General features: G+C 38.8%; 14 protein-coding genes. 4 read left to right on the forward strand and 10 right to left on the reverse strand.

Translation table 11 applies throughout. From position 1 onward, the window contains the following. The first annotated feature begins 214 nt into the window (after window positions 1–214). Both A0J48_RS08825 and A0J48_RS08830 read left to right on the forward strand, forming a co-directional pair. Window positions 215–4,633 (forward strand): two-partner secretion domain-containing protein, encoded by a 4,419-nt coding sequence (locus tag A0J48_RS08825; RefSeq protein ID WP_200322280.1) that lies wholly within the window; start codon window positions 215–217, stop codon window positions 4,631–4,633. Between the two features lie 45 nt (window positions 4,634–4,678). Next, complete coding sequence (locus A0J48_RS08830; RefSeq protein WP_234300805.1) at window positions 4,679–7,495, forward strand: CHAT domain-containing protein; 2,817 nt, start codon at window positions 4,679–4,681, stop codon at window positions 7,493–7,495. A gap of 686 nt (window positions 7,496–8,181) precedes the next feature. On the opposite strand, the gene A0J48_RS08835 is transcribed toward A0J48_RS08830, so the two are convergent. Both A0J48_RS08835 and A0J48_RS08840 read right to left on the reverse strand, forming a co-directional pair. After that, window positions 8,182–10,140 (reverse strand): P-loop NTPase family protein, encoded by a 1,959-nt coding sequence (locus tag A0J48_RS08835; RefSeq protein WP_200322282.1) that lies wholly within the window; start codon window positions 10,138–10,140, stop codon window positions 8,182–8,184. Window positions 10,141–10,168: 28 nt separating this feature from the next. Further along, the gene (locus tag A0J48_RS08840; protein ID WP_200322290.1) at window positions 10,169–11,761 is read right to left on the reverse strand and encodes a GTPase; all 1,593 of its coding nucleotides are present in this window, start codon (window positions 11,759–11,761) and stop codon (window positions 10,169–10,171) included. A gap of 264 nt (window positions 11,762–12,025) precedes the next feature. Between A0J48_RS08840 and A0J48_RS08845 the strand changes: the two genes are divergently transcribed. After that, window positions 12,026–13,168 (forward strand): IS4 family transposase, encoded by a 1,143-nt coding sequence (locus tag A0J48_RS08845; RefSeq protein WP_200322292.1) that lies wholly within the window; start codon window positions 12,026–12,028, stop codon window positions 13,166–13,168. A 93-nt stretch (window positions 13,169–13,261) separates the two neighbouring features. Here A0J48_RS08845 and A0J48_RS08850 read toward each other — a convergent pair whose 3' ends face one another. Then, window positions 13,262–14,236 (reverse strand): lipase family protein, encoded by a 975-nt coding sequence (locus A0J48_RS08850; RefSeq protein ID WP_200322294.1) that lies wholly within the window; start codon window positions 14,234–14,236, stop codon window positions 13,262–13,264. Between the two features lie 34 nt (window positions 14,237–14,270). Beyond that, on the reverse strand, window positions 14,271–14,498 hold the full coding sequence (locus tag A0J48_RS08855; protein WP_200322296.1) for a hypothetical protein: 228 nt from the start codon (window positions 14,496–14,498) through the stop codon (window positions 14,271–14,273). 110 nt (window positions 14,499–14,608) lie between these two features. On the opposite strand from A0J48_RS08855, the gene A0J48_RS27410 reads away from it, so the two are divergent. Then, window positions 14,609–14,731 carry a hypothetical protein gene (locus A0J48_RS27410; protein WP_267910294.1) on the forward strand — a complete coding sequence of 41 codons (123 nt, stop codon included), beginning with the start codon at window positions 14,609–14,611 and terminating at the stop codon, window positions 14,729–14,731. A gap of 101 nt (window positions 14,732–14,832) precedes the next feature. Here A0J48_RS27410 and A0J48_RS08860 read toward each other — a convergent pair whose 3' ends face one another. The 6 genes from A0J48_RS08860 to A0J48_RS08885 form a co-directional block, all read right to left on the reverse strand. Beyond that, entirely contained in the window at window positions 14,833–16,878 is a 2,046-nt protein-coding gene (locus A0J48_RS08860) for a dynamin family protein (RefSeq protein ID WP_200322298.1), read from the reverse strand. A gap of 170 nt (window positions 16,879–17,048) precedes the next feature. After that, window positions 17,049–19,016: a dynamin family protein gene (locus tag A0J48_RS08865; protein ID WP_200322300.1), complete on the reverse strand. Its 1,968-nt coding sequence runs from the start codon at window positions 19,014–19,016 to the stop codon at window positions 17,049–17,051. Window positions 19,017–19,423: 407 nt separating this feature from the next. Continuing rightward, window positions 19,424–21,787: a dynamin family protein gene (locus A0J48_RS08870; protein WP_200322302.1), complete on the reverse strand. Its 2,364-nt coding sequence runs from the start codon at window positions 21,785–21,787 to the stop codon at window positions 19,424–19,426. Window positions 21,788–21,804: 17 nt separating this feature from the next. After that, window positions 21,805–22,617, reverse strand: a complete 813-nt coding sequence (locus tag A0J48_RS08875; RefSeq protein WP_200322304.1) for a C39 family peptidase — start codon at window positions 22,615–22,617, stop codon at window positions 21,805–21,807. A gap of 399 nt (window positions 22,618–23,016) precedes the next feature. Next, window positions 23,017–23,484: an SH3 domain-containing protein gene (locus tag A0J48_RS08880; protein WP_200322306.1), complete on the reverse strand. Its 468-nt coding sequence runs from the start codon at window positions 23,482–23,484 to the stop codon at window positions 23,017–23,019. A 330-nt stretch (window positions 23,485–23,814) separates the two neighbouring features. Then, entirely contained in the window at window positions 23,815–23,991 is a 177-nt protein-coding gene (locus A0J48_RS08885) for a hypothetical protein (RefSeq protein WP_200322308.1), read from the reverse strand. Window positions 23,992–24,131 lie beyond the last annotated feature (140 nt).

The raw sequence follows: 24,131 nt of genomic DNA on the forward strand, positions 1-24,131 counted from the left end.
AAATGGACATCTGCTTTGTGAAGCATAACGTGAGCTAAAAGCCCATTTTTTCGTTCAAGTCACACTATCTGTGTGACACTTTTACAAGCTTAACATGATAGTATTCAGTGAGACTTGAGAAGATAGTAAAATACCCACACTAGCCAAGTTTTAATTGAAAAAGTTAGTGGTGCGATTTACCCGTATTCTCCGTTGGTTCCTAGTCAGCAGCCTTATGTGCTTTGGTCTGACTCCCCTTAACTCAGCAAAAGCCCAAATCATTCCAGATGGTACTCTGGGTGCTGAAAGTTCGGTTGTCACCCCTAACCAGACTATTAAAGGAATTCCCAGTGACAGAATTGATGGGGGTGCAATTCGTGGGGGGAACCTATTCCACAGCTTTCAAGAATTTAATATTGAGTCAGGAAGAGGGGTATATTTTAACAATCCCCATCCCAATCGCATTGAGAATATTTTGACACGGGTGACGGGAAGTAATGTTTCTAAGATTTTCGGGACACTGGGGGTTTTGGGAAATGCTAACCTCTTTTTTATTAATCCTAATGGGATTATCTTTGGACAAAATGCCAGTTTAGATATTCGTGGTTCATTTACTGCCACAACTGCGAATGAGATTAAGTTGGGAGAGAATGGGTTATTTAGTGCAAGTAATCCTCACAATAGTAATTTACTTTCTGTGCAACCAGGGGCTTTATTTAAAAATGCTTTGAGAAATCAGCAAGCGGAAATTATCAATGAAGGTAATTTAATAGTTGATAGTGGTAAAAATATAACTTTATTTGGGGCAAATGTAATTAATACAGGTACATTAACAGCACGAGGGGGAACAATTCAATTAACAGGTACAGAACGTTTACAAGTTAGGGGAAATGTAGAAACCGGGACATTATTACTTGATACTAAAAATCTGGTTATTACTGATGAATTTATAAATGATAAAGATGCTACTCTGTATCGAGAGACATTAGAGGAGTTGTCTGGAAATACAAATCTGATACTACAGGCAACAAATGATTTTATCATTCATCCTTTATACTATTACTATCTTGAATTAGCTCATGGTAATGGTAAAATTAAATTTACTGCTGATACTGATGGTGATGGTATTGGTAATTTTCAGATGGATAGTGCTGATACTATTACGGCTAATGGTCGAAATATTGAGATTAAAGGTGTTAATTTAACTGTTGGTAATATTAATAATAACTCAGGATTAGGTAGAGGAAATATAACTTTAAATGCGGTTGGTGATATTACCACAGGAAACCTAGACTCCTCCTCATTGTCATTTTTAGGAAATGCAGAAGGAGGAGCGATCACACTTTCTACTTCTCAAGGTAATATCACCACAGGAAACCTAGACTCCTCCTCATTGTCATTTTTAGGAAACGCAGAAGGAGGAGCGATCACACTTTCTACTTCTCAAGGTAATATCACCACAGAATACCTAGACTCCTCCTCATCTTCACTTTTAGGAAATGGTGGCAATGGTGGCGACATTTCCCTTACGGCTAAAGGCTACATCCCCATTAATTGGATAGACGCATCCGCCTATGGAAATGGTAATTCAGGTAGAGTGATCATCAATGCCGATAAAGTTGATGTAAACGGTGGCTATATCCGTAGTATGTTAGCAGGCACAGGTCAAGGTGGTGGTATCACTATCAATACTGGATCGCTCTCTGTTACCAATCTTGCTGAACTGAATACCAGCGTTATTAATGGAGGAAATGGGAGAGCAGGGGATATAGTCATCAATGCTCCTGGAGGTGATGTCATCTTTGACGGAGGGTTTGCAATAAGTAGGTTAGAAGCAGGCGGAAAAGGCAGAGCAGGTGATATCCTCATTACTACTGATTCACTGTTGGTAACAGGTATTCCTTCATATATTGCTGATGCTAATATTGGTCAGATAGTTGCTGCTAGTTTTGCAGAGGGAGATGCAGGCAGTGTAATTATCAAAGCCAGTGGTGATGTTCGTATTGATGGAAAAGGTAGTGATATATGGACTTTGGTCGAGCCGCCTAATGGATTACCAGCAAAGATAGGTAATGGGGGCAATATTGAAATTTCCGGCCGCTCACTTTATTTTAATAATGCTAACTTGGCCTCAGTGACACGCAATAATATTGGCAGTAGTGGAAATGCAGGAGCGATTACCCTCACTACCACAAATGGCAGTATTATACAAGCCTCAGATTCGATATATCCCATCCTTTCAGACTCATATTCAGATTCAGGCACAGCAGGAAATGCTGGTGACATTACTATGATTGCAAATGGCGGCGATATCATTACACAAACAATCAACGCCTTATCAAATACAAACTCAGGCACAGCAGGAAATGGTGGAAACATTTCTCTGACCGCAAATGGTGGTAATATCACAACAAAAGAAATATATGCTCACTCAAACACACTAACTTCAACAGGTATAGCAACAGCAGGAAATGGTGGGAACATTTCTCTGACTGCAAATGGTGGTAATATCACAACGCAAAGGCTAACCTCCTTATCATTTTCACCTTCAGGCACAGCAGGAAATGGTGGGAACATTTCTCTGACTGCAAATGGTGGTAATATCACAACGCAAACGCTAGCCTCTTTCTCATTTTCACCTTCAGGCACAGCAGGAAATGGTGGGGATATTACTATGACTGCAAATAGTGGGGATATTAAGGGAATCAGGAATGAAGATAGCCAAATCCCAGTTTATACTTCTGTTTCTATCTCCCAAACCGGAACTTCAGGAAAGGGTGGTAATATTACCTTAGAAGCTAAAAATCAAATTAGCGATTTAGAAATTGTCACCGTGTCTTCTGACTCTACATCTGGAGATGTTCGAGTTAAAGGTTTTGGCGATTTATCGGTAACAAATACCAGTATTATAACTAGCAAGCAGGTGACAATTAAGACTCCAGTTATTGGAGGAGAAATAACCTTGGATGTAGGTGGAGAAGGTCAATCAGGAAATGTCACTGTTATCAGCACAGGTAATCTATCCTTCAATAATAGTAGGATTGAAAGTGACACTAAAGGCGATAAACCCGCAGGTAATGTAACTATCACTAGTCCTGATATTGTTACCTTCAACAATAGCAAAATTATCAGCAACACCAGCAGTAAAGGAACAGCAGGCAATATTTTAATTGATGCTAATAAGTTAAACCTGACAGATACTTCAGAAATCTCCGCTTCCACCATAGCAGAAGGAAAAGCTGGAGACATCACCTTAAACGCCTCAAAAATGAACCTAGCAGGGATAGTAGGCATTTTTGCCGAAACCCAAGGACAAGCCCCCGCAGGGACATTACAACTCAATCCTTACGAAAATCAACCCGATTTAGATATTACCCTTTTCCCCAATTCCATCATTTCTGCTTCTACTACTGCACAAGGTAAGGGTGGTGATTTAATCATTACAGCACCGGAAAATATTAACATTGCTGGACAGGGAAAATTAGCAGTTGAAAGTACAGGAAGCGGTGATGCAGGTAATATTTTCATTACTACTCAAAACTTCAATATTACAGATGGGGTAAAAATATCAGCTTCTACATCTAATCAAGGTAAAGGGGGTAATATCAACCTCAAGGCTAACACCTTGACCGCCACCAATGGCGCACAATTTTTAACAACAACATCAGGTAGCGCCCAAGCCGGAAATATTAACCTCAACATTAAAGATAATATTACCCTAGATGGAACAAACACCGGACTATTTGCCAATACAGAAATAGGTTCAACAGGTAAAAGTGGCAGTATTACCATTGACCCCCAAACATTTATTATTAGCAACGGTGCAGGAATCGGAGTAAATAGTCAAGGAAGTGGAGAAGGAGGAGATATTTACCTACAAGCAGGGTTACTAACTTTAAATAATCAAGCCTTTATTAGTGCCGAAACAGCCAGTAACCAAGGTGGGAATATAAAGTTGACAATTAACGATTTATTATTAATGCGAAATAACAGCCGCATCACTGCAACTGCTGGTACAGCCCAAGCAGGAGGCAATGGTGGAAATATCACTATTAATGCTCCCTTTATTGTCGCCTTCCCTAATGAAAATAGTGATATTACAGCTAATGCCTTTGAGGGAAATGGTGGCAATATCAACATCACAACTAATGCCTTATTTGGTATAGAATTTCGTCCTCAACAAACTCAAAGAAGTGATATTACAGCATCTTCTCAATTTGGTGTAGACGGAAATGTGCAAATTAATAGACCTGATGTAGACCCAACTCAAGGCTTAGTTGAACTCCCTACAAATCTAGTTGACCCCTCCAAGCAAATTGATAACTCTTGCAAGCCTGGAAGTACCCAAAGTCAGAGTTATTTTGTGGCTACAGGACGTGGTGGTTTACCATTGAGTCCCACTCAACCATTACAAGATACCAGTACCCTAGCACAGTGGGTAACACCTAGAACCAGTTCACAAAACTCAGCCCCAGTAGAAAATCAGCCACAAGCATCAACAGTCACTGCCACTTCCCCTGTTTCTCCTCCGTCCATTGTGGAAGCCTCAGGTTGGGTAGTTGATGCTAATGGTAAAATCTACTTAGTAGCCCAAGCACCACAAGTTACCCCTAGCAGTCCTGGGCAAACATCTGCCTCTTGTTCTGTTCGTTAAAGGATGTGAAACGGTATCTGAAAAGTTGGAACAGGAGAGTGTCAAATGGCGTTAATTCATTTTGGTAAATTCAAGTCAATTCTGCAAAGGCTTCTGCTGGCAAAGCGAGTAGTTAAATTCTCTGCTTTATATGTACTATTATTTACTCTCACTTTTACTCTGACTGTTACTCCCCTCTCCTTTGCTAAACAACCACACACCCATTCAGCAGGTACAATTGGGATTGAGCCGAGATCCCCAATTCATAACCACAACAGTCAATTTACAGCCATTACACCACAGCAACTTCTGGAACAGGGAGAAGCTTTATATCAAGCAGGAAACTTAACGGAAGCAGTAACGATTTTACAACAAGCTAACAGTATTTATCAGCAACGGAAAGATACTCTGGGACAAGCCGCAGCCCTAAGTAACCTCTGTCTGGTATATCAGCAGCTTGGCTCGTTGAAAGAAGCCTCTGAAGCTATCAGTTCTAGCTTAAATTTACTAGGTTGGGATGAAAAAAAACAACAGTTGCAGATCAAGACTGCAAAACCAGAATGGTTGGAAGTGTTGGCACAAAGTTTGGATATTCAGACAACTTTACAATTGGCACAGGGAAAAGCAGATATATCTGTAGAAACTGCCCAAAAAGCCGAGGCAATCTGGCAACACTTAAGCAATAATACGGGAGTAACCCGTAGTCTGATTAACCAAGCACAAGCTTGGCGGATTTCTGGCTTTTACCGTCGGGCTGCACAGATTTTAGAATCAAGGGAAAAACAGTTAAAAGAAGAACAAAATTCACCACTCAAAGCCGCTGCTTTGCGTTCTCTGGGCAATGCTTGGCAACAATTGGGTGAGTTAGATAAATCTCAGGAAACATTACAATTAAGCTTAGAAATTGTCAAAAGACTGCAACTGTCTTCAGAAATTAGCATTACAGAATTTAGTCTCGGTAATACGGAGAGGGCATTAGGTGATATAAAAGGTGCGATCGCCCATTATCAACAAGCTGCTGCAATTGCCACCCAGCCACTCACGAAAGTTCAAGCTCAAATTAATTTGCTCAGTTTGTTGGTTGAGAATAAAAACCTTGTAGAGAATAATTTTATTGAGAATGAAAATCCTGTAGAGAATAATTTTAACGAGAATAAAAATCTTGGAGAGAATAAAGATATAGCAGAAGCTAAAAGATTAATTCCTGAAATCCAATCCCAATTGGCTACTCTGCCTAGTAATCAAGCTAGTATTTATGCAAGTATAAATTTTGCTGATACTATTATTAAAACTGTTAACAAAAAAAATACTATCATCAACCCCGTTAACAAAGAAGACATTGCCCAAATTCTCGCCAACAGTATTAAACAAGCCAAAGCTATAGGCAATAAGCGTGCAGAATCCTATGGACTGGGAATTTTAGGTAAATTGTATGAGCAGAATAATCAATGGCAAGAAGCACAGAATTTAACTCAACAGGCATTGTTGATTGCTCAGGGAATCAATGCTTCAGATATTGCCTATCTTTGGCAGTGGCAGTTGGGACGCTTGCTGAAAGTCCAAGGAGATATCCAAGGAGCGATTGCTGCTTATGATGCTGCCGTTTCCACACTCCAATCTCTGCGTAGAGATTTAGTCAGCGTCAACCAACAAGTACAGTTCAATTTCCGGGATAGTATAGAACCCATTTATCGGCAGTCAGTACAACTTTTATTACAAGAATCAGGACAAGGAAAACCAAATTTAGATAAGGTACGTCAACGAATAGAAGCACTACAAATAGCAGAATTAGATAATTTTTTCCGAGAAGCTTGTTTAAATAATCAATTTGTAGTTCTTGATGAAATAGTAGACCGGGATAATCCAGACACAGCCATTTTCTATCCCATTATTTTAGATAATAAATTAGAAGTTGTCCTGAAACTTCCTAAACAACCGTTAATACATATATCCCCTCAAAATAACTGTTCCTCACAAAATAACTGTGAGAATATAGAGCAGGTAATTACAAAAATGCGAGAAGCAATAGTTCAACCTGATCAGGAGAAAGCATTTAAAAAACAATCCCAAAAACTTTATAATTGGTTAATTAAACCTGTAGAAGCAGAACTGAAAAAGAGCGGAGTGACAACTTTAGTATTTATCCCTGATGGGTCACTGAGAAATATTCCCATGTCTGCACTGTATGATGGCAAAGAGTATTTGGTCCAGAAGTATGCTGTAGCTTTGAGTCCAGGACTACAACTATTTACTCCCAAACCTTTAGCACAAGGAAAAATAAATACCCTAGCAGGAGGATTAGTACAACCACCCAAAAACGAAGATTTTACCCCGCTTCCCCATGTCAAGGAAGAACTAAATTTAATGCAAAATTTGGGTGTAACGAGCAATGTACTTTTGGATCAAGATTTTACCAAGAAAAATTTAGAACAAAAAATTAATCTCCAACCTTTTAGAGTAGTTCATCTAGCAACACACGGAAAATTTAGTTCCAAAGCCGAAGAGACTTTCATCCTAGCAGCCAACGAACGCATTTATGTTAAAGAATTAGATGGGTTGCTCAAAACTAGAGAGCAAAATCGCACAGAGCCAATAGAATTACTTGTTCTCAGTGCTTGCGAAACCGCAGCAGGAGATAACCGTGCTGTATTGGGATTAGCAGGAGTTGCTATTAGAGCAGGAGCGCGGAGTACGTTAGCATCTTTGTGGCAAATTGGTGATAATTCCACTGCTTTATTTATAGGTGAATTCTATCGTCAGTTAACAACTGGCAACACAACAGCAGAGGCTTTACGTCTTGCTCAATTAAAACTGCTGAATGATTCTGTATACAATCGTCCGATGTACTGGGCACCCTATGTGTTAGTTGGTAATTGGCTGTAGATCCCGCCTTCCGCACCTTAAGTGTCACACATCAAAAAAGCTGGCAAAGTAGTACACAAGAACTAAAGCCCATTCAGGTAGGGCATCCGCCGAGGTATGTGCAAAATAGGACACGATGTAAACAAATGTTGCGGAATGTCCTTTAGTAATTTACTAACTTGCCCAAAAATGGTAAAGGGACATTCAAAAACTTTGCTAAGTCAAATTAAGTCTTCGCGCTATGCAGTCTCTCAAACTTGCCCATAAATGACCCTTTTCGGGGATGTTTTCACAACAAAGGACAGGCTCAATCCGATCTTGAAACAACGTAACATCAATACTTTCAAGCATCTGCTTAACATAACTTTACAACGTGTCCCATTTTGCACATATCCCGGCGGCTACCCTACCTATGATAATTCTGGTGTGCGATCGCTATCCTCTGAGTTCATTAGATAAAAATGATAATCAAATTAGGAGGTGGTGTGGGAGCGTAGCTCATAAGCCACTTCTTACCCCTCTGCCTTCTCCCAACCTAGATCACCAAAAGTTGCCAAGACCCATTTTATGCTTCAGAAAAGCAGTCAAAGTAGGGGTCACTGTGGTCGGGGGCGGAATTATAGCGATATAGTTCTGCTACCCGACCACGGCGATGCCTATTTCGTTATGACCCCTTTACAGTGCCGACTACGAAACGAGCTTACACGTTATTTGGAGATATTTTCCAATCGCTCACGAATTTTTTTGACGGTTGTGATCCCTTCATCAAGTGCTTGGAGTGATTTACTTAAGCTTTGACGTTCGCCCTCGATAACCTGAGTAATACTATCCACAGACCTTTGGACAGAACCACGCAATTTATTGGCAACTTGTTCTTGCAGTCTCCTTGATACATCATCAGCTATCTGCCAAATTTGATCTTCTATGTTACGTTTTGCCTTTTTTTCCTCCGCTTGACCAACCATAAAGCGGCGAACAGCCAAGAATAATGCACTACCAAGAGGAGTCAGAAAAGCGCCAATCAAAGCAGCAATTATTGCATCTACGGTGATGATACCAATAATATCGTCTATGATACTGCGCTGAATTTCCGAAGCGGCTTTGTTCGCTGCCTCTTCAAGCGCCCTGCTAGAACCTGTAAACCTAAAACTAGTCTCATCAAATGACTGAAGTGACACCCCTCTTGAAAACTTATCCTTGAGTACTTGGTTTTGCAGTTCAGCCAACTGTGCCTTGAAAGTAGCTTCTAAAAGTTGACCAATTGCATCAGCTTCATTACGGACTGTGCGTTTAATATCATCCGTTCTAATGCTTTCATGTAGTAAAGCTTCAATCTCAGTCTGCCAGCGAGCTTTTAATTCTTCTTGAACAGATTTTGCACCAAATTTATCAGATCCCCACCACTCTTTAGGCCACAATCCTTTGAAGCGATCTATCACTGAAACACGAGGTTTCCACTGATCAAGACCATTTTTGATTTGATAAAACAAATCGTTTTTCAAACGATTTTGTAAATTATCTAAACGAGAGCTTAGGAGTAACATGATAGAGTTAGAATCAATCGCCACTTTAATGCCCATCTGTTCAAGCTTGGCAATCAATTGATCAACAGATCGTTTTGTTCTCTCGTTCTCAAGAATCTCTTGTACTTCAGACAACGAACGCTTCAAGATAATCTTGGGACGTTCTAGTTTAATTTGAATGCCTTCTTCCTCAAGAATATTTTTGAGGGCATTAATTACTTCATCAAGTTGAGTTAGTCCGTATTTATTATACGTTCCAGTATCTTCGTCCAACACCCTCTGACTTGTAGTAGCAGGAACTATGGTCAGAGTGCGCTTAAATAGTTTACTTAAACCTTTGAACTTTCCATCTTTCCCTTTATTGCTATCGCCCGAGAGAATCCAATCTTTTTTTATTTCCCACTGTCTCTTTTCTAGGTGATTTGGTAGGTCTCTCGTTACCGTGTTCCACTTGTTGACTACAATCAAGGCTTTCTTATTGGAGGCAGTTTCATCTTTTAACTCACTAGCATCTCGCAATCCAACGATGTGACGTACTACAAAATTATAGTCATCTCCAGTCAGGTCAGATTGAGCATTAGACAAGAAAATCACGCAATCAGCTTTATTTACGAAAGGAGCAAGAGTAGTATTATCATGAACAACTCCACCTGTGCCTGGAACGTCTACCAAGCGAATACAACTGGAATTAACTAAAAATTCATAGACATTTGCCGTAGCTACTTCACCTGCAATTACCACATCATCACTTCCATCTTGAAAGTCTGTACTGGTGGAGCGAAGTGCTTGATTGAGTTGATCAGGATTCACATTCAAAAAATCGCAGATCATCGAAGTTTTTCCAGCACTTACTGCACCCATGAATACCAAAGTGAAGTAACGAACATTATCCTGACAATCCGAAAAGTCGTCTTTGAGTTTCTTTGTATATTCACGCAGAGTAGTTGTGAGAGCGGAAAATTCCGAGAATTTTTGAAGCTTATTACAATTCTGTTCTAACTGAGAGCAATAATCTTCTTTCAATTGAAAGATTGGTTGAAATTTTTGAGAAATATCTTCAATCAAAACTGGAGCAAAATCATCCAGCAAAGTGGTTGTATTGATATTGACGCGAAAAGTTTTATAGCTTTGTGGTTGAGACATTGTTTTTCTCCTTGGGTTAGATGTTTCGCTACTGGTTACTTAGAAACGCTTGTTGGAAATAATCAATCGAGATAAATTCTTCACAAAACGACTCTAAAGGATCAGCCAGAGATTTGTAGTACATCAATTCTTGGTATAGATTAACCTCCTCAATTCGATATCGGAGAGTTCTAGAAATGCTATCTTTAAATTCTGAAAGCCAGCTAATTAAGTGACTATTTGCTTTACTTAAGTATTCACTTGACTGTTCCATGCTACGGTCAAAGGTGTATTTTTCTTTATCTAAAAACCAGTAATCATCAAAAGCATCCCATATTTCGTAGATAGAACTTTTTAGTGCTGATGTAATTGGCTCACTGTCAGGAGTAGATATTTGAAAACTACCAAACATACTCCTCGCAATGATTGAAACATTACTACGCAGGTTACTGGCTAAGTTATTAAATTCGGAAGCTATATAATCTTGATATCTATCTCGACATTTACGCAATTTCTCCTTCTTCCGTTGAAAGTTTTCTCCCCGCCAAAATCTCTCTGCACTATCAGTAGTATAACCATTCATCTCTGAAAAGCACGATTTATGAATTGACGCGCATCGCTCTAAAAATATAGTAACTTCACGCTCAAATGATTCAGCAATTTTTTCATATATTACTTGAATTGTTGATGTCATTCGACTACTCAAATCTTGTATTTTTTTCAGCATGACGGAATAACTTGCTATAACAGGCAGATACCTAATCGCTACTTCCAGTAATTGATATTCAGCCCGATTAATTGCTGTATTAGCATTAGCTTTGAGAGAAATTTCAATCACTCTTCTTAATTGATACTCTCGCTCAATGTTCAATTTTCTTCTTGCTTCCATTACCGAAAATGGTATGATATGAATTTCATAATTAAAAAGATTGGAAATTCCTTCAAACTCCATTTTTTGATTACCATATTTCAGAAAATCAATGTATTTTTGAATTTGCTTTTGTTTTATATTTTCAGGTAAGTCTGATAAACAATCTATTTTATTAATGACAATCACAATTCGCTGTAAGCTTCCAGCTTTAATAATTTCACTGCTTTTCAGAAAATCGTAAAGGTGTCTTGGGATTGGATAACTAATATCAAGTACAAGTAAAAGCAAATTGGCTCGACGTATTATATTCCTGACAATTGCATCATCTTCTTCACATAAAACAGATCCCAGTCCAGGCAAGTCAATAATGAGAGTTTCTTCATCAATCTTTGCTTCTTGGGGTTGCGAAGTTTCACGAATACAGGCTTCCTGAAAAACATCTGACTCACCACGGTGCAACAGAAGATTGCCTATGGCAGATTTTCCCGTATTCAGCATCCCAACTAACGCAATAATCCTAAGATTACGATAGCTCTCAAGAAATTCCCAAAAGTCTTCTAATCTTTCAGTATCTTGCTCAACAAGTTCAGCAAGATTAACTGAGGTAAAGGTGGAAGATGAATCACTAGATAACAGAACTGTTTCTTCAGGAAGATTCGATAGAGCTTCAACTAATCGATCCTTCACTTTGGAAAGACTTATGAAATCAGCCATAATTTGATTTATTTCGCTTACACTAACTAATTGGTTGGGTTTTTTCGTTTTATTCACATCTTGCACCCCCCAGTCCTAACTAGCTTGGCACAATTAAATATAAGACCTCTCTCCAAATCTCTACCCCTCCCTGACCCTCTCACTTCAGGGGGCGACAAGCAAAGTGAAACCAAGATAGGCAAAGGGTTTGAGGTGATAGACCCTCTGAAAAAATCTGGTGCTTATTGAGAATGGTATACAGTTATTAAGCGGATGTTTATAGGGTGCAATTTGATGGTAGAAAAGAATGGTCTCGTCAAAATAACAAGACCAAACAAAAAAATGCTACCGTCATTTTATCAAGAAATACTCGAAAAATACCTGAGTAACAAACAGTTAATCACCCTGAAAATGCTGGTGTGGGTACTTCAAACACAGAAAGAAGTCAGAATAGAAAGATTGGCTGCTAATCTACCATTACCAATACAAGAAAATAGCCGTCGTCGTCATATACAAAGATTTTTGAACTCTAATAAGTTGAGTGTAGTGTTGTTATGGTTTCCAATTATTTCAGCCATTTTAGCACGATTCTTTAAACCGCTCTCCCAATTGGTTATTGCCATAGACAGAACCCAATGGAAAGACAATAATATTTTGATGGTAAGTGTAATTTATCAAAAAAGAGCATTACCAATATATTGGTGTCTACTAGATAAAGAAGGTTGTAGTAACCTTCAAGAACAACAAAAAGTATTACGTCCAGTAATTAGGTTATTGAAAAATTATCAATTAGTCATTATTGGCGATAGGGAATTTCATGGTGCTGAATTAAGGAAATGGTTACATAGTCAGGGTTTGAAGTATATCTTCAGACAGAAAAAAGATACCACATTTCGAGAGAAAAGACAAAAATTCCACCCATTGAGTACAATTCCAATTTATCCGGGAGGTCGGAGATTTTATGAAAATGTTAATCTCACACAAGAGCAAGGTTTTGGTCGTTGTAATTTAGCCGTTTATTGGAAACGAAAGTATCGCGGTCAGCAAGAATTAGAACCTTGGTATTTATCAACTAATCTCACTGATATCTCCACAACTATCAAAATATATGGTCAACGTTTTGGGATTGAGGCGATGTTTAAAGATTGTAAAACTGGTGGTTATAATCTAGAAGGTTCTCAAGCTTCTCCTGATAGACTTATGCGGATAATTTTATTGATTGCTTTGGCAAAGACTTCTGCATGGTTACAAGGTCAAAAAACTCAAGCTCAAAGACAAAAATCTTATGTTTGTCGAATGAGTGAAAATAACAGAACTAGAAAAAGACATAGTGATTTTTGGATAGGTTTGTATGGTTCTAGTTGGATAGTTTCTATGAATGAGTGTCAAGAATTGGTCTTGGAAATGATGGCTTTAGTTCGCAATAAGATGCCATTTTATCAGCAGGGTCTGAGGGCTGTAATTCTTATCCAGCAACCTCTCTAGCTTCTTTGTCGCCCCCTCAATTTTTGACCATCTCCCCCGAAAAAAATCGCTCTCTGTTGGCACATAGGGAGATAACCAGGGGGTTAACGATGGTTAGTCTTCCTCGACATCATCCAAATTTGAAATGTAAGGTGGAAGTTTACCAAAACTAATTCTTTCTACATATTTGATGGCGCGATGTTCTTCTAATGAGGTTTGAATTAAGGTGTTTATTAACAATCGAAGTTTATTATTAACACCTGCTTGAGATGGTGATTTTAATTGTGAAGCTAATAAACTAGAAATTTGCAGTATCAACTTAATATTAGGAAGGTTAGGTTCATTTCGTTCAAGAACCTGAAAGTTTTTATTAATACAATATTCGTTACCTACATGGGAATAGTCAGCCAGTGTTTGTAACAGTTCTGGTTTCCAATTAATAATTACTTGTTTTATTCCTGGGATTCTATTTAATAAAACAGCGATGATTTGCGGTAAGTTAGGAATGAAATCACCTATATTTCTAAATCTATATATGGGAGTATCAATAATTAATTTTATTGTGCTAACTGGTGGTGCGCCAAATGTATAAGTTTCCAATGTATAAGGTGCAATAGGTTTTAATTCGGTTTCACTAATTCGTTTAGTAATTAATGTGGCCGCAGCACCACCTAAACTATGTCCGGTGACGAAAATATTTTTGTAGGCGTTTTCTTCTCTTTGGAGAAAGTCTTGTAATTGTTGCCAAAAACTTTTAACGTAAAGATTAAAACCGGAGTGAATTGCTTCTGAATTGGGGAATGCTAGTAAGTTAAAGAAGTAATCATCTAATCTTTCTGTACCTCTAATAGCAATGACAATATCATTTTCTGTGGATAGTAGTAAACCACAACAAACTAATTCATCGGTATCAGTTAAAGGACGTGGTGCTGAGATAAATTCTATGGTTTGATATGGTGGAAAAAATGATGGAGAACCTGTTTTCAGGATATCGCTAACTATATCATTTCCTTGTTTATAGGCGACGTAAGCGAGTTGAGAAATACAAGCCATTTCTAGGGTGCGTTGTCTGTCGGTGCATGTTTTCATGTTGGTTAATTTTTTGGTGGGTTTGATTGTGTAATTATAGGGTTGTAGATTTATTGATTATAGTTTGTAATTCTTTCTGCACTTGTTCAAGTTCTTGGCGTTTTTGGTTAATAAATGCTTTTTCTATTTCCCGTTGTTCTAGAGTTTCTTGGTGAGCTTTTTCTTGTTGTTCTAGAATATTTTCATATATTGATATTGTTTCTTTAACAACTTCGTTGATCAAATCTGCCCCCAGAGGTGCTATTTTTTGGCTAATTCCCAATAGTAGGCATTTTCAGCTTCTAGCGTATAATCTGAGTATCTTTGCACTTAACCTTCATTCCCTAGCATTCATGGTGAAGGTTAGATGGTTTTCGGAGATGTCTATTGTGATTGGCGAGCGCAACAAGGCACTGGCGATCGCTTACATATCTGGCAGACCTCCGCGCCATCGCTCCACCACCAACTACTTTTGACCACACCCTGTTTTTTCACGACTTTTTCAGCAAAACCTAAGTAGGGTGTGTTACGGCTGTGTCAGGATTGGGGAGTGTAAGCAAATGAGGCCGTAACGCACCACTATCACACGGTGCGTTACTACCAACTACCTGCAAGAATTAGACGCTCATAATTTCTACAAGTTGGTCAGCTAACCTTTGAGCATTACCCAGAATTTTTTCAGTTTCAGTACGAATCTGGTTGAGTTCTTGACGTTGAGCATCAGTGATTGCTTCATTTCTTCCCCGCTTATCGTTCAAATCATTCAAAGTTTTTTGGGTATTATCAAGAAATGTTTCTACTTCTTGACGTAGTGTTCGTTTTAACACTTCAAAAGGATTGGTGATCTGTTCATCAATTTTTTGTTCCAAGTGTTCTTCTTGGACTTTCTTTTCAATTTCCTGGAGTATTTTTTCGGTGTAATCTTTACGGAAATTTTCCACGCGATCGCGGCTAAATACAACTTCTGCTAGCTTACCACCAGTAAAAATTGAGATCACGCTCGTAGCAATTACTACAGGCCAAAAGGTGGCGGCTGTTAATCCGATAGCTCCAGTAATTAATCCGGCTAAGAAAAATGTACCGAGACTAGCACCAGCACCAACCAGCGCACCTTTAAGTCCAGCTACACGATAGCCTGACCAAATACCACCAAATCCTGTAAACACTGATAAAGCAGCTGTAATTGCTTCTGCCGCACCACTGGTTGGACGAGTTGATCTACCTTCAATTCCCTCAAACTCCATTTGGATATTTGTGAGAGCCTGATCAACTGATTGAGCAAAGTCTTTTAATCGCTCAACTTCTTGATCAATTCCTCTTTGGACTTCATCCTGAATTTGCTGTGATAATTTATCAGAAGTGCGTTGCAGAGTTTTAGATACTTGTTCACCCAACTTTTTAGCTAGAGCTTTTTTGTTATTTACTTCCTTTGGCTCGATAGATGTTGATTGAATAGCCTCTTGGGCTGCTTTTTTTAATTCATTTCGCAGGTTATAAACTAGAGGACGCAGTAACATTTTGACGTTAGCCGCAGCACCATCAATCAGCCTCAGTTCTTTTGTTTGTCGCTCTCGAACAGTAGCAATTTCAGCTACACTCCTGTCATAAGCCAGTTGAAACTCTTGTTGGTTCATTTGTATGGCTTTTTCTTGAATACTAATGCTAGAGATAATTTCTTGAGCCGAAGCAATAACGCGATTAACAGGTACTTGCAAAACAATTATACCCCGCTCCTGTGTGAGAAATTTTTCTAACGCGCTTTCAAATTTCTTAAAACCACTCTTAGTTAATAACTCATCATCTCCTCTTTGTTTAGCATCTAAAGCTTGTTTGACATAAAGACCAAATACTTTAGGTTCACCAATCTTTTGTTTGTAAATCTTATACTCTTCAGAATCTTTACCAAACTGTTCTTCGGCTCGAATCAGTACATACTTTTCAATACGAGCTTTAACATTTTGCAGTACGCGCTCGGCTTGTTCTGGTGTATAGTTATCCCAAACATTGACGACAAAAATCACCCGCCCTAAATCATTGGTGAGTAGCTTATTTTCTAATAAATCCCGCTCAAATTCGGAAAAAGGTGCTTGAGCTAAAATAATCATGATCGCTGCATCAACCTGGGGTAAAACTGATAGGGTAACTTCAGTCATATTTTGGTCATCATTCAGCCCTGGTGTATCAATAACTTCGATACTATTCTGACAGTATGGGATAGGATAAGAAACGACAGCTTCTTTAATTGATTCAGCTTTTAGTTCAGATTCTGGTGTTAGTTTGGTGACATAATTCGTGAGGTTATCAATTGGGATCTGTTCTTCCCTGCCATTTTTGAAAATGATTTTTACTGAGGGTGTAACCCCATATGTGACACGGTTTAATGTTGCTGAACAAGGTAAGATATCAGATGGTAAAATTTCTTTACCCAATAAAGCATTAATAAAAGTGCTTTTACCGCGTTTAAACTCCCCCACAATAGCAACAGAAAAAGTTCTTTCTGCTATTCGATTTAAGACTTCATCAATTAATTCAACGGATTTATTCAGCTTGAGTTTTTCGGAATAACCACGTAATTTTGTTAAATCATCGATGAGTGTACGTTCAACTTTCTTGTATTCGATTACAGAATCAAGGTTGATAGTTTGTTCATATGTAGCTGTCATGGCTTCATGCTCCTGAATAATCTAAAAACTGATGTAATTTAATTGGGAATTTGGTTTTGGTTAACAAGAATGCTAATGGGAATTTGGTTTTGGTTAACAAGACTGCTAAAAAGATTTACCCAGAATCCCAAAATAATTGCTTCATGTTGTTATCGTGATGAAAACTGCATTTATGCACTTACTTGACTAAGTTGTTGTGAAAAATATTGCATTTCGCTGATGATTTTCTCAATCTCTGTTCGCATTTGACTAAGTTCCTGTTGTTTTATTTCATTGAGAACTTCTTGCTTTCCAGAATATTCTGTAAATTGATTTTGAGTTTGATTTAGCATTGCAGTCACGCTTGTTTCTAATAAATTTTGCAGTTCTGCTACTTGAGAAAATGCTTGAGATAGATATTTCTCAACTATTGGATTGACGTTGAGATTTTTCAATTGATTATCAATAGCTGTCATTACTTGTTGTTGATAGTTTTCTTTAAACTTCTTACCTCGTCTATGTTCGCCAGTTGCCGCACCAATTGCTGCGCCAATTCCGCCACCTATAGGGCCAAGTACCATAAAACCTATTGCTGCACCGACTGCTGTTCCTGCACCATTAGATTCTATTGTGAAGGTGAAAGTTTCTGCATTACCAGCAAATTCTAGAGATAAGGAATTGAGTTGTCTTTGGCTTAAGCTGTCACAAATTCGATGAGATGAGCGAGTAATTTCGATTACTTTACTGTAAAATTCATTGTTTAATCCTAACTGATTCGTCTCTAATTGCAGTTGAGGGATAACTTGTTCACATAATTGTGTGAACTGCTGAATTTTGAGTAAGCACAAGTTCAATGTATTTTGGGTTTCGGTTTGAATTTCTTGGGCAAATTCCCGTGTAGCATTCTGCACAGCTTTGAATACTGATTCACCAATTTCATTTTGTTTGGCAACGTTTATTTCAGTTGATTCAATAGTTTTTCTAGCAGATGTTTTCAGTTTTGTGTCTAGGTGAGAAGATGATGAATGGGCGTGGTTTTGAGTATAGGATAATGTTGTGTGTAGGGTTTCAATTATCTCGGTTTTTTGACGGCGCAGGTGTTGAATATAATAATTAATATTTACTTTTGCTTTACTTAATTGATTTATTTGGGCTGCAAGTTCATATTCTTGATTATTTACAATACCGAGAATTTCTGTAGCATAGATGATGATGCGATCGCTAGTTATTTGTAACTGAATTAAACCACGTCCTTGATTGATCAAACTTCTTAAGCTAAATTCAAAATTCACAAAGCGGCTTTGGGCTAGTAATGGTATGTTGTGAGCAGCTTTGGCTGTTAAGGCTTGAAAGGCAGAAATTTCATGAATTTGAATTTTACCGATTTTATTTAAATATTCTTCTGGGTTGGGTTTTTGTGCAGCCCATTCTTGAATACATTTATTAATGCGATTCTTAATTAAATTCACAATTTTATTAACATTGTCTGGTGTATCTAGTAAGTCAATCGCATTGATCACAAATAAAACTCTACTAATTCCATTAGCTAGTAATTGTGTAGTTAAAAATTCTCCTTCGGTAGTGCCAAAAGGGGATATAGCAGAAATTAGCATGATGGCTACATCACATTGGTGGATCATTTCTGAGGTGATGGCTGTCATTTCTCCATCATCATTTAATCCTGGAGTATCGATGATCTCTAATTGATTCTGATAATAGGGTATAGGATAATAAACTATAGACTCTTGTATTTTTTCAGCTTGACTAGCGGCATCTGATGTCAGTTTAGTAATATAGTCTGCTAGCTGATCTAGAGATATTTCCTGTTCCCTACCGTCTTTTAAACAAATTTTTGCCCCTGATGTTTCTCGGTGAGTAATACGGCTAATAGTCGCCGTTGTCGCTAAAATATCAACTGGTAAAATATCTTTACCGATTAAGGCATTAATAAAGGTGCTTTTACCGCAGTTGAAGTTACCAAAAACCCCAATTGAAAAGGAATTAGTTTCTAAGTGGTTGCGAAGATAGCTAATCACTTGCTCTAAGTTGGCCAGATGGAGGTTTTCAGCATAATCTTGCAGTTGTTTGAGATAATTTGTGAGGTGAAATACTGATTTCCTGTAATCAATAGACGCTGAATTTGATCGTGATTGCATCATATAGTCATCCAATTTGATAAGAGGCAGGGAGAAGAAGGGAGTTAGTTTTGTAGGGTGCGTCAGAGGCTCAAATGCTTTTAATACAGCACTTTTGAAGTAAGTGAGGTACACCATGAGTAATAAGTAATAAGTAATAAGTAAGAAATTTACTCATTATTCATTACTTTTTTCAATCAGTCGCTGTATCTCATAAACATCGAATCTGCTGTAAATGGATTTTCCTATCTGACGCATCCTACTAATATGCTAGTTGCGTAAGTCCTGGGAATGGGAAGGAGGGGAGCGGTCACTGATATAATTGTTCATAGGTGATGATATTTTGAAACCTACCCCTACTGAATTTGTTAGAAATGAATACACTTTGCAATCTGATAAATTCGTAAAGGATTGCATATCTACATAATTGTTTACATTGCTGGAGAATGTATTTGCAATTGTTTATTAATCTCTGTTTGCAAAATAGTAGCTGATGCCATTACTTGTTGCCAGATGATTTCGGTTTCTCCTATAATGATAGGTTCGTTGACGGCTGTATTTTTGGCCGATTCCCAAAGAGATTGTTGACGTTTGGTGTCATCAATCAATTGTTTATATAAATTACTCAGGCGTTGAGAAACGTGTTGAGAATGTTCTTCAAATGCTTGGTCAATGATTGCGGTTAGTTTAGTTCTGATTATTTGTCGCTGTTCTTCTAAGGTTTTGTTGAGAAAACCTTCACTCAAAACAGCAATTCCCATGTTAGCAATCACGCCAACTGGCCCACCAAAAATATATCCGCCAATCATCGCCATGCTGCTGCCAATTCTGGTCATTAAACGATATTTTTGGATGTCAACCATGTCTGATGAGGTTGGGACGATTTCGGCGGAATGATTAATACCTGAATTGGGTGATGCTAGGACTATGAAACTGTCACCCTTCCAGTTCATCTGCATATTAAAAATTGTCTTTACTTCTCTTTGTAACCATTCAAAATCGTTGGCGAGCGCTTTAATTAAAAAACCTTCTGATCTCCTACCAATAGCGGGAAATTCTCGCCGTAACCGAAAGGGAAATTCTTTCTCCCACCAGAATTTAGGATTGGGTGTGCGACTTAATTCAAAAGTGAGAACATCAAGAAAATCGTCTTTGGCATTGAGAATTTTGTCCCGCAATTTTTGATTGCACTGATTACGTCTGTGATCAATTTCTCGACAAATTTTCCGCCAGTGAGATTCTGCTTTTTTGGCTGCGGTTTGGGCTTGTTCTAATGCTTTTTCTCTGGCTACGGGATCTAGACGGGCAGAGGCGATCGCATTTTCTCCAATTTGGATTAAATTACTGAGATGATCTACTAGTTGTGCTGCTACTTGTTGACTCCGCCAAGCCCGACGAGAACCGGAAACCATTGTGGCGATTTGATGGCGTACTGCTTCTAATACAACGGTTTCGGAGTCTTCGTCCATAGGATGCAAGGGTAAAATTGGGATATGTGCAGAGATTTCCCGCACCCGTTGACAAATATGCTGAAATAGTCTTTCTCGTTCTGCTGGGGCAAATGTGTCTAGATGGGAAACAACGACTAATACCTGATTGATATGCCGTCCCATGACTTGTTGTTTGAGAAATGCCACTTCCGTTAAACTAAAGGGAGCGATCGCACTCACAACCATCACCACCGCATCACAGCGATCGAGTACATTGAAAACCAGGGATGTACGACTAGCGTTTAAGTCACTAGTTCCGGGAGTATCAATTAATTCAATATCCAGCTTTTGCAACCACGGTTCATTGATAGTGATTTGCACCCCAGCGAATACTTCCCGTTCCTGCTTCTTCTCATTGGTGGCGAGTAAATCTTTCCATGAAGATGGTTCTAAAGGTCGGATTTGACTACGTTGTTGAGAAAAATAGACTTGCATCTCGTCTCGATTTCCGGGTGTAATCGAAGTCAGAACGGCTGTTGTGGGAATGATCCCCACAGGCACAACAGACCGATGTAACAATCGATTTACCAGAGTGCTTTTACCCCGGTTAAATTCTCCCACAACTGCAACACGAAAACCAGGTAAATGTAGCAGGGTAACTAACTTTTCGATTTCTGCCACCACCGCAGATAATTCTGTTGATGCTGCTAAATCTAAACTTTGATGCAACCAATGGCTAACCTGTGCAGTCAAGTCGGTGGGAGTGGGTATTGGGGATGGGATAGATAAAGGTGATAATGGCGACTCAGGACGCAACCATGCTTTACTTTCGGGAATTAACGCCCAATAATAAGGGTAAATTTCCCCAGGGAGAAGATGAGCATAGTGGATAGCCAAGGGACTTAAATCAACTTCCTGACTGGGTGGAGTGGCTAAGATACCATCTAAAACCTGAAACAGATGATTTTCCTTTTGAGTGCGAGAGATTGTATTTAAGGTTAAATTAGCCGCAGTCGGATATGCAGAGATAGTTGGCGAACGACGCAACACAGCTGTATCTTGACGCTGGCGGAGGTCGATGGTTTGTACTAGTTGGCGATCGCTCCAAGACCATTCTACAGCCCCCCAAGGAGCTTTCCATTGTAGGGTATCTCTGCTTAGGGTTGTCGGTACAACTAACAGAGAAATCAAGTGCCAACTACCTGCTTTATTTACTGGTACTGGAGGTAAAGCCACTGTCTCTAAAGTTACCCATTCTCGCAAACCAGGTGTTTTGTGAATACTACGGGGTAAAGCCCCGACACCTGTTTGCTTGGCAGCAGTTTTCACAGAAACTTGTTTCAGTACATCTCGATTAATCTGCATAGCGATTGCTCCTATTTTTATACTGCTACATCTGGGCTATCTGCTACGACTAACAAATTGCCATAGTCTTCCCACGCATTGAGAAAATCTTCTGCATCCACAACTTTCATCTGACCAGTATCAGTACCGCTATCATTGAGGATGATTTTTACACTACCGTCTGGTTCAGTATCAATTCCTGTCACCCAAACCGCATGGCCGCCATTAGCTTGTTCTAGAGGCGAACCTGTCATGGGATCTCTAGCGGGATGCCAAATTTCATGGGCATCGAGTCCAACAATTACCTTATCGCCCTTTTCTAAAGCATCAGCTATATCTTCGAGAGTACCGTTATAACTTTTTTCGCAAGGCACACCATAATGTTCTAAAAATTTGCCGATATGTTCTGCGGTAGTTCCCGTTTCTGGATCAAACCAACCCTTAGCTTCTGCTAGTTCACAAGCTTCTGCTTCTGTAATTTCAACGCCTGTAATTGATTCCAGAATACTAATTTGGGCAACTACCGCACAGGAATTATTACCTTGTTGTTGTTGCCAGTGTTCGGCATCAGCAATGGGATTTCCCCAACCATCGAATTGGGAAGGATGCCAATCGTTATCAGATGCTAACCATTCTGTGTCACTGCTGAAGTAAAGATTTTCATCGAAAGATTCATCCTCCTTCATATTTTTGGGTGGTTGGCGATCGCCTGATGAACCTGGATTTTTATCGCCGTGAAAATTATCTGCACTATCGTCGATAGTTGCTTCTGGTGCAAGTACATCTTCTTGTGAGTTATCCTCTACATCCAACCATTCATTTAAGGTTGAGAAAATACCATCAACAAACATCTTGTTAACCTTGATAAAGATTTCTATACTTAACTTGCATTTCCCTACTTATATGTATTTCTCAGTAGGGTGACATATACAGTTAGTTAGCTGTTGTCCTATTAAAGAACCAGCTCGGATACTTCATTTTCCTGAAGGGATTGAGCCGAGATCCCTAACAAACGGAAATAGAGGCTCAAACCCCTTGCTATATCTAGATGGGAGCAACGCGATTTTGTGAGTTCGGGTTTTAATACTCAATTACACCGTCAGATTCTCAACAAAACTAGATATTTTCGGTGTGATTGCGCGGAGCGCAGTGTCGTGTCGTAGGCAATCGCACTCCGAAATAGGCTAATTTTCGTTCTTGGTTTTAACACCTCACATTTTCACGTTGCTCCCAACCAGTAACAGCCAGCATTACAGATATTTTTGAGATATGTGGCAATTTTTGAGGTAAGCACTGGCAACATACCCTTCAAAGGGGTAAACAATTCTTGTCCAACTATTTCCTTCACTACCATCAGTCACTCCTAAACCAACGCGAGTGCCATTTTTCAATAAAGCGATAGTCCTACTATTTGTACTAGGGTTTTGTCGAACCCTTAGTGAACCAGATTGCACTGATACTACACAACCTCCAACATGAGTTTGAACCAATTGGAACTGCAAACGATTTTGAGAACCCGTTGGTGTGTTTTGACTCTTTCCTTGTTGTAAAGTTCTTACCAATGTTTCTGGCTGTCCACTTATTTCTTTTTGAGTAATTGTATTTGATACATTAGCTGATGAAGGTAAAGTAAAACCAGTAAAAGCCAGTATAGTCCCAGCAAGAACTACAGATATTTTGTGTTTCATCTCTACTCTGTGGTTGTTGATATTGGACATTGTGGTTCTCCTGAATTTCAGATTGATATTTGAACAGAATGTAATCTCATATTTGCTAACATTCCTAATTTTTAATTGGTAGCAGTGAGTTAATTTTATTCATTATTTACTATTCACTAATTGAATTACTTAGTCTGCAATAGAAGCTTGAGCTTGTTGTGCAATACCAACATTTTTAAAAAGCTCAAACCCTTGCTATACAAGGCTGACGGCTTACAGAAAATAAAGGAGCGGTAAACTCTCAAAGCCCCTCCTAAAAGGAGTTTGAGGGATTTGGAAGTTAAATTAGTCTAAACTCCAATATTAACTAATTGGTTGTTTTTTTTCGTTTTATTCACTTTCGGGATAATGGTAGCCTCGACGGAGGAGACTGACTATCAAATCCGTAAAGCCTGAAATAAAAGTCTTTTTACTTCCGCGCTGCGGCTCCAACTCAGATATAAAGATTGCTGCTAATACGAAATCATCGGCGTAGCTGATGACACCAATAGAACGGCGTTTCTCCATTCTGTTTAACTTGGGAGCAACGTGAAAATGTTAGGTGCTAAAACCAAGAACGAAAATAGGCTCTTTCAGGATGCGATGGCTACGCCCGCCGAAGGCATCGCGAACAGAAAACACGGTTTTATTGAGAATTGAGTTAGGTA

Origin of the sequence: Sphaerospermopsis aphanizomenoides BCCUSP55, assembly GCF_001586785.1 — a bacterium.
Taxonomy (GTDB): Bacteria; Cyanobacteriota; Cyanobacteriia; order Cyanobacteriales; family Nostocaceae; genus Sphaerospermopsis_A; species Sphaerospermopsis_A aphanizomenoides_A.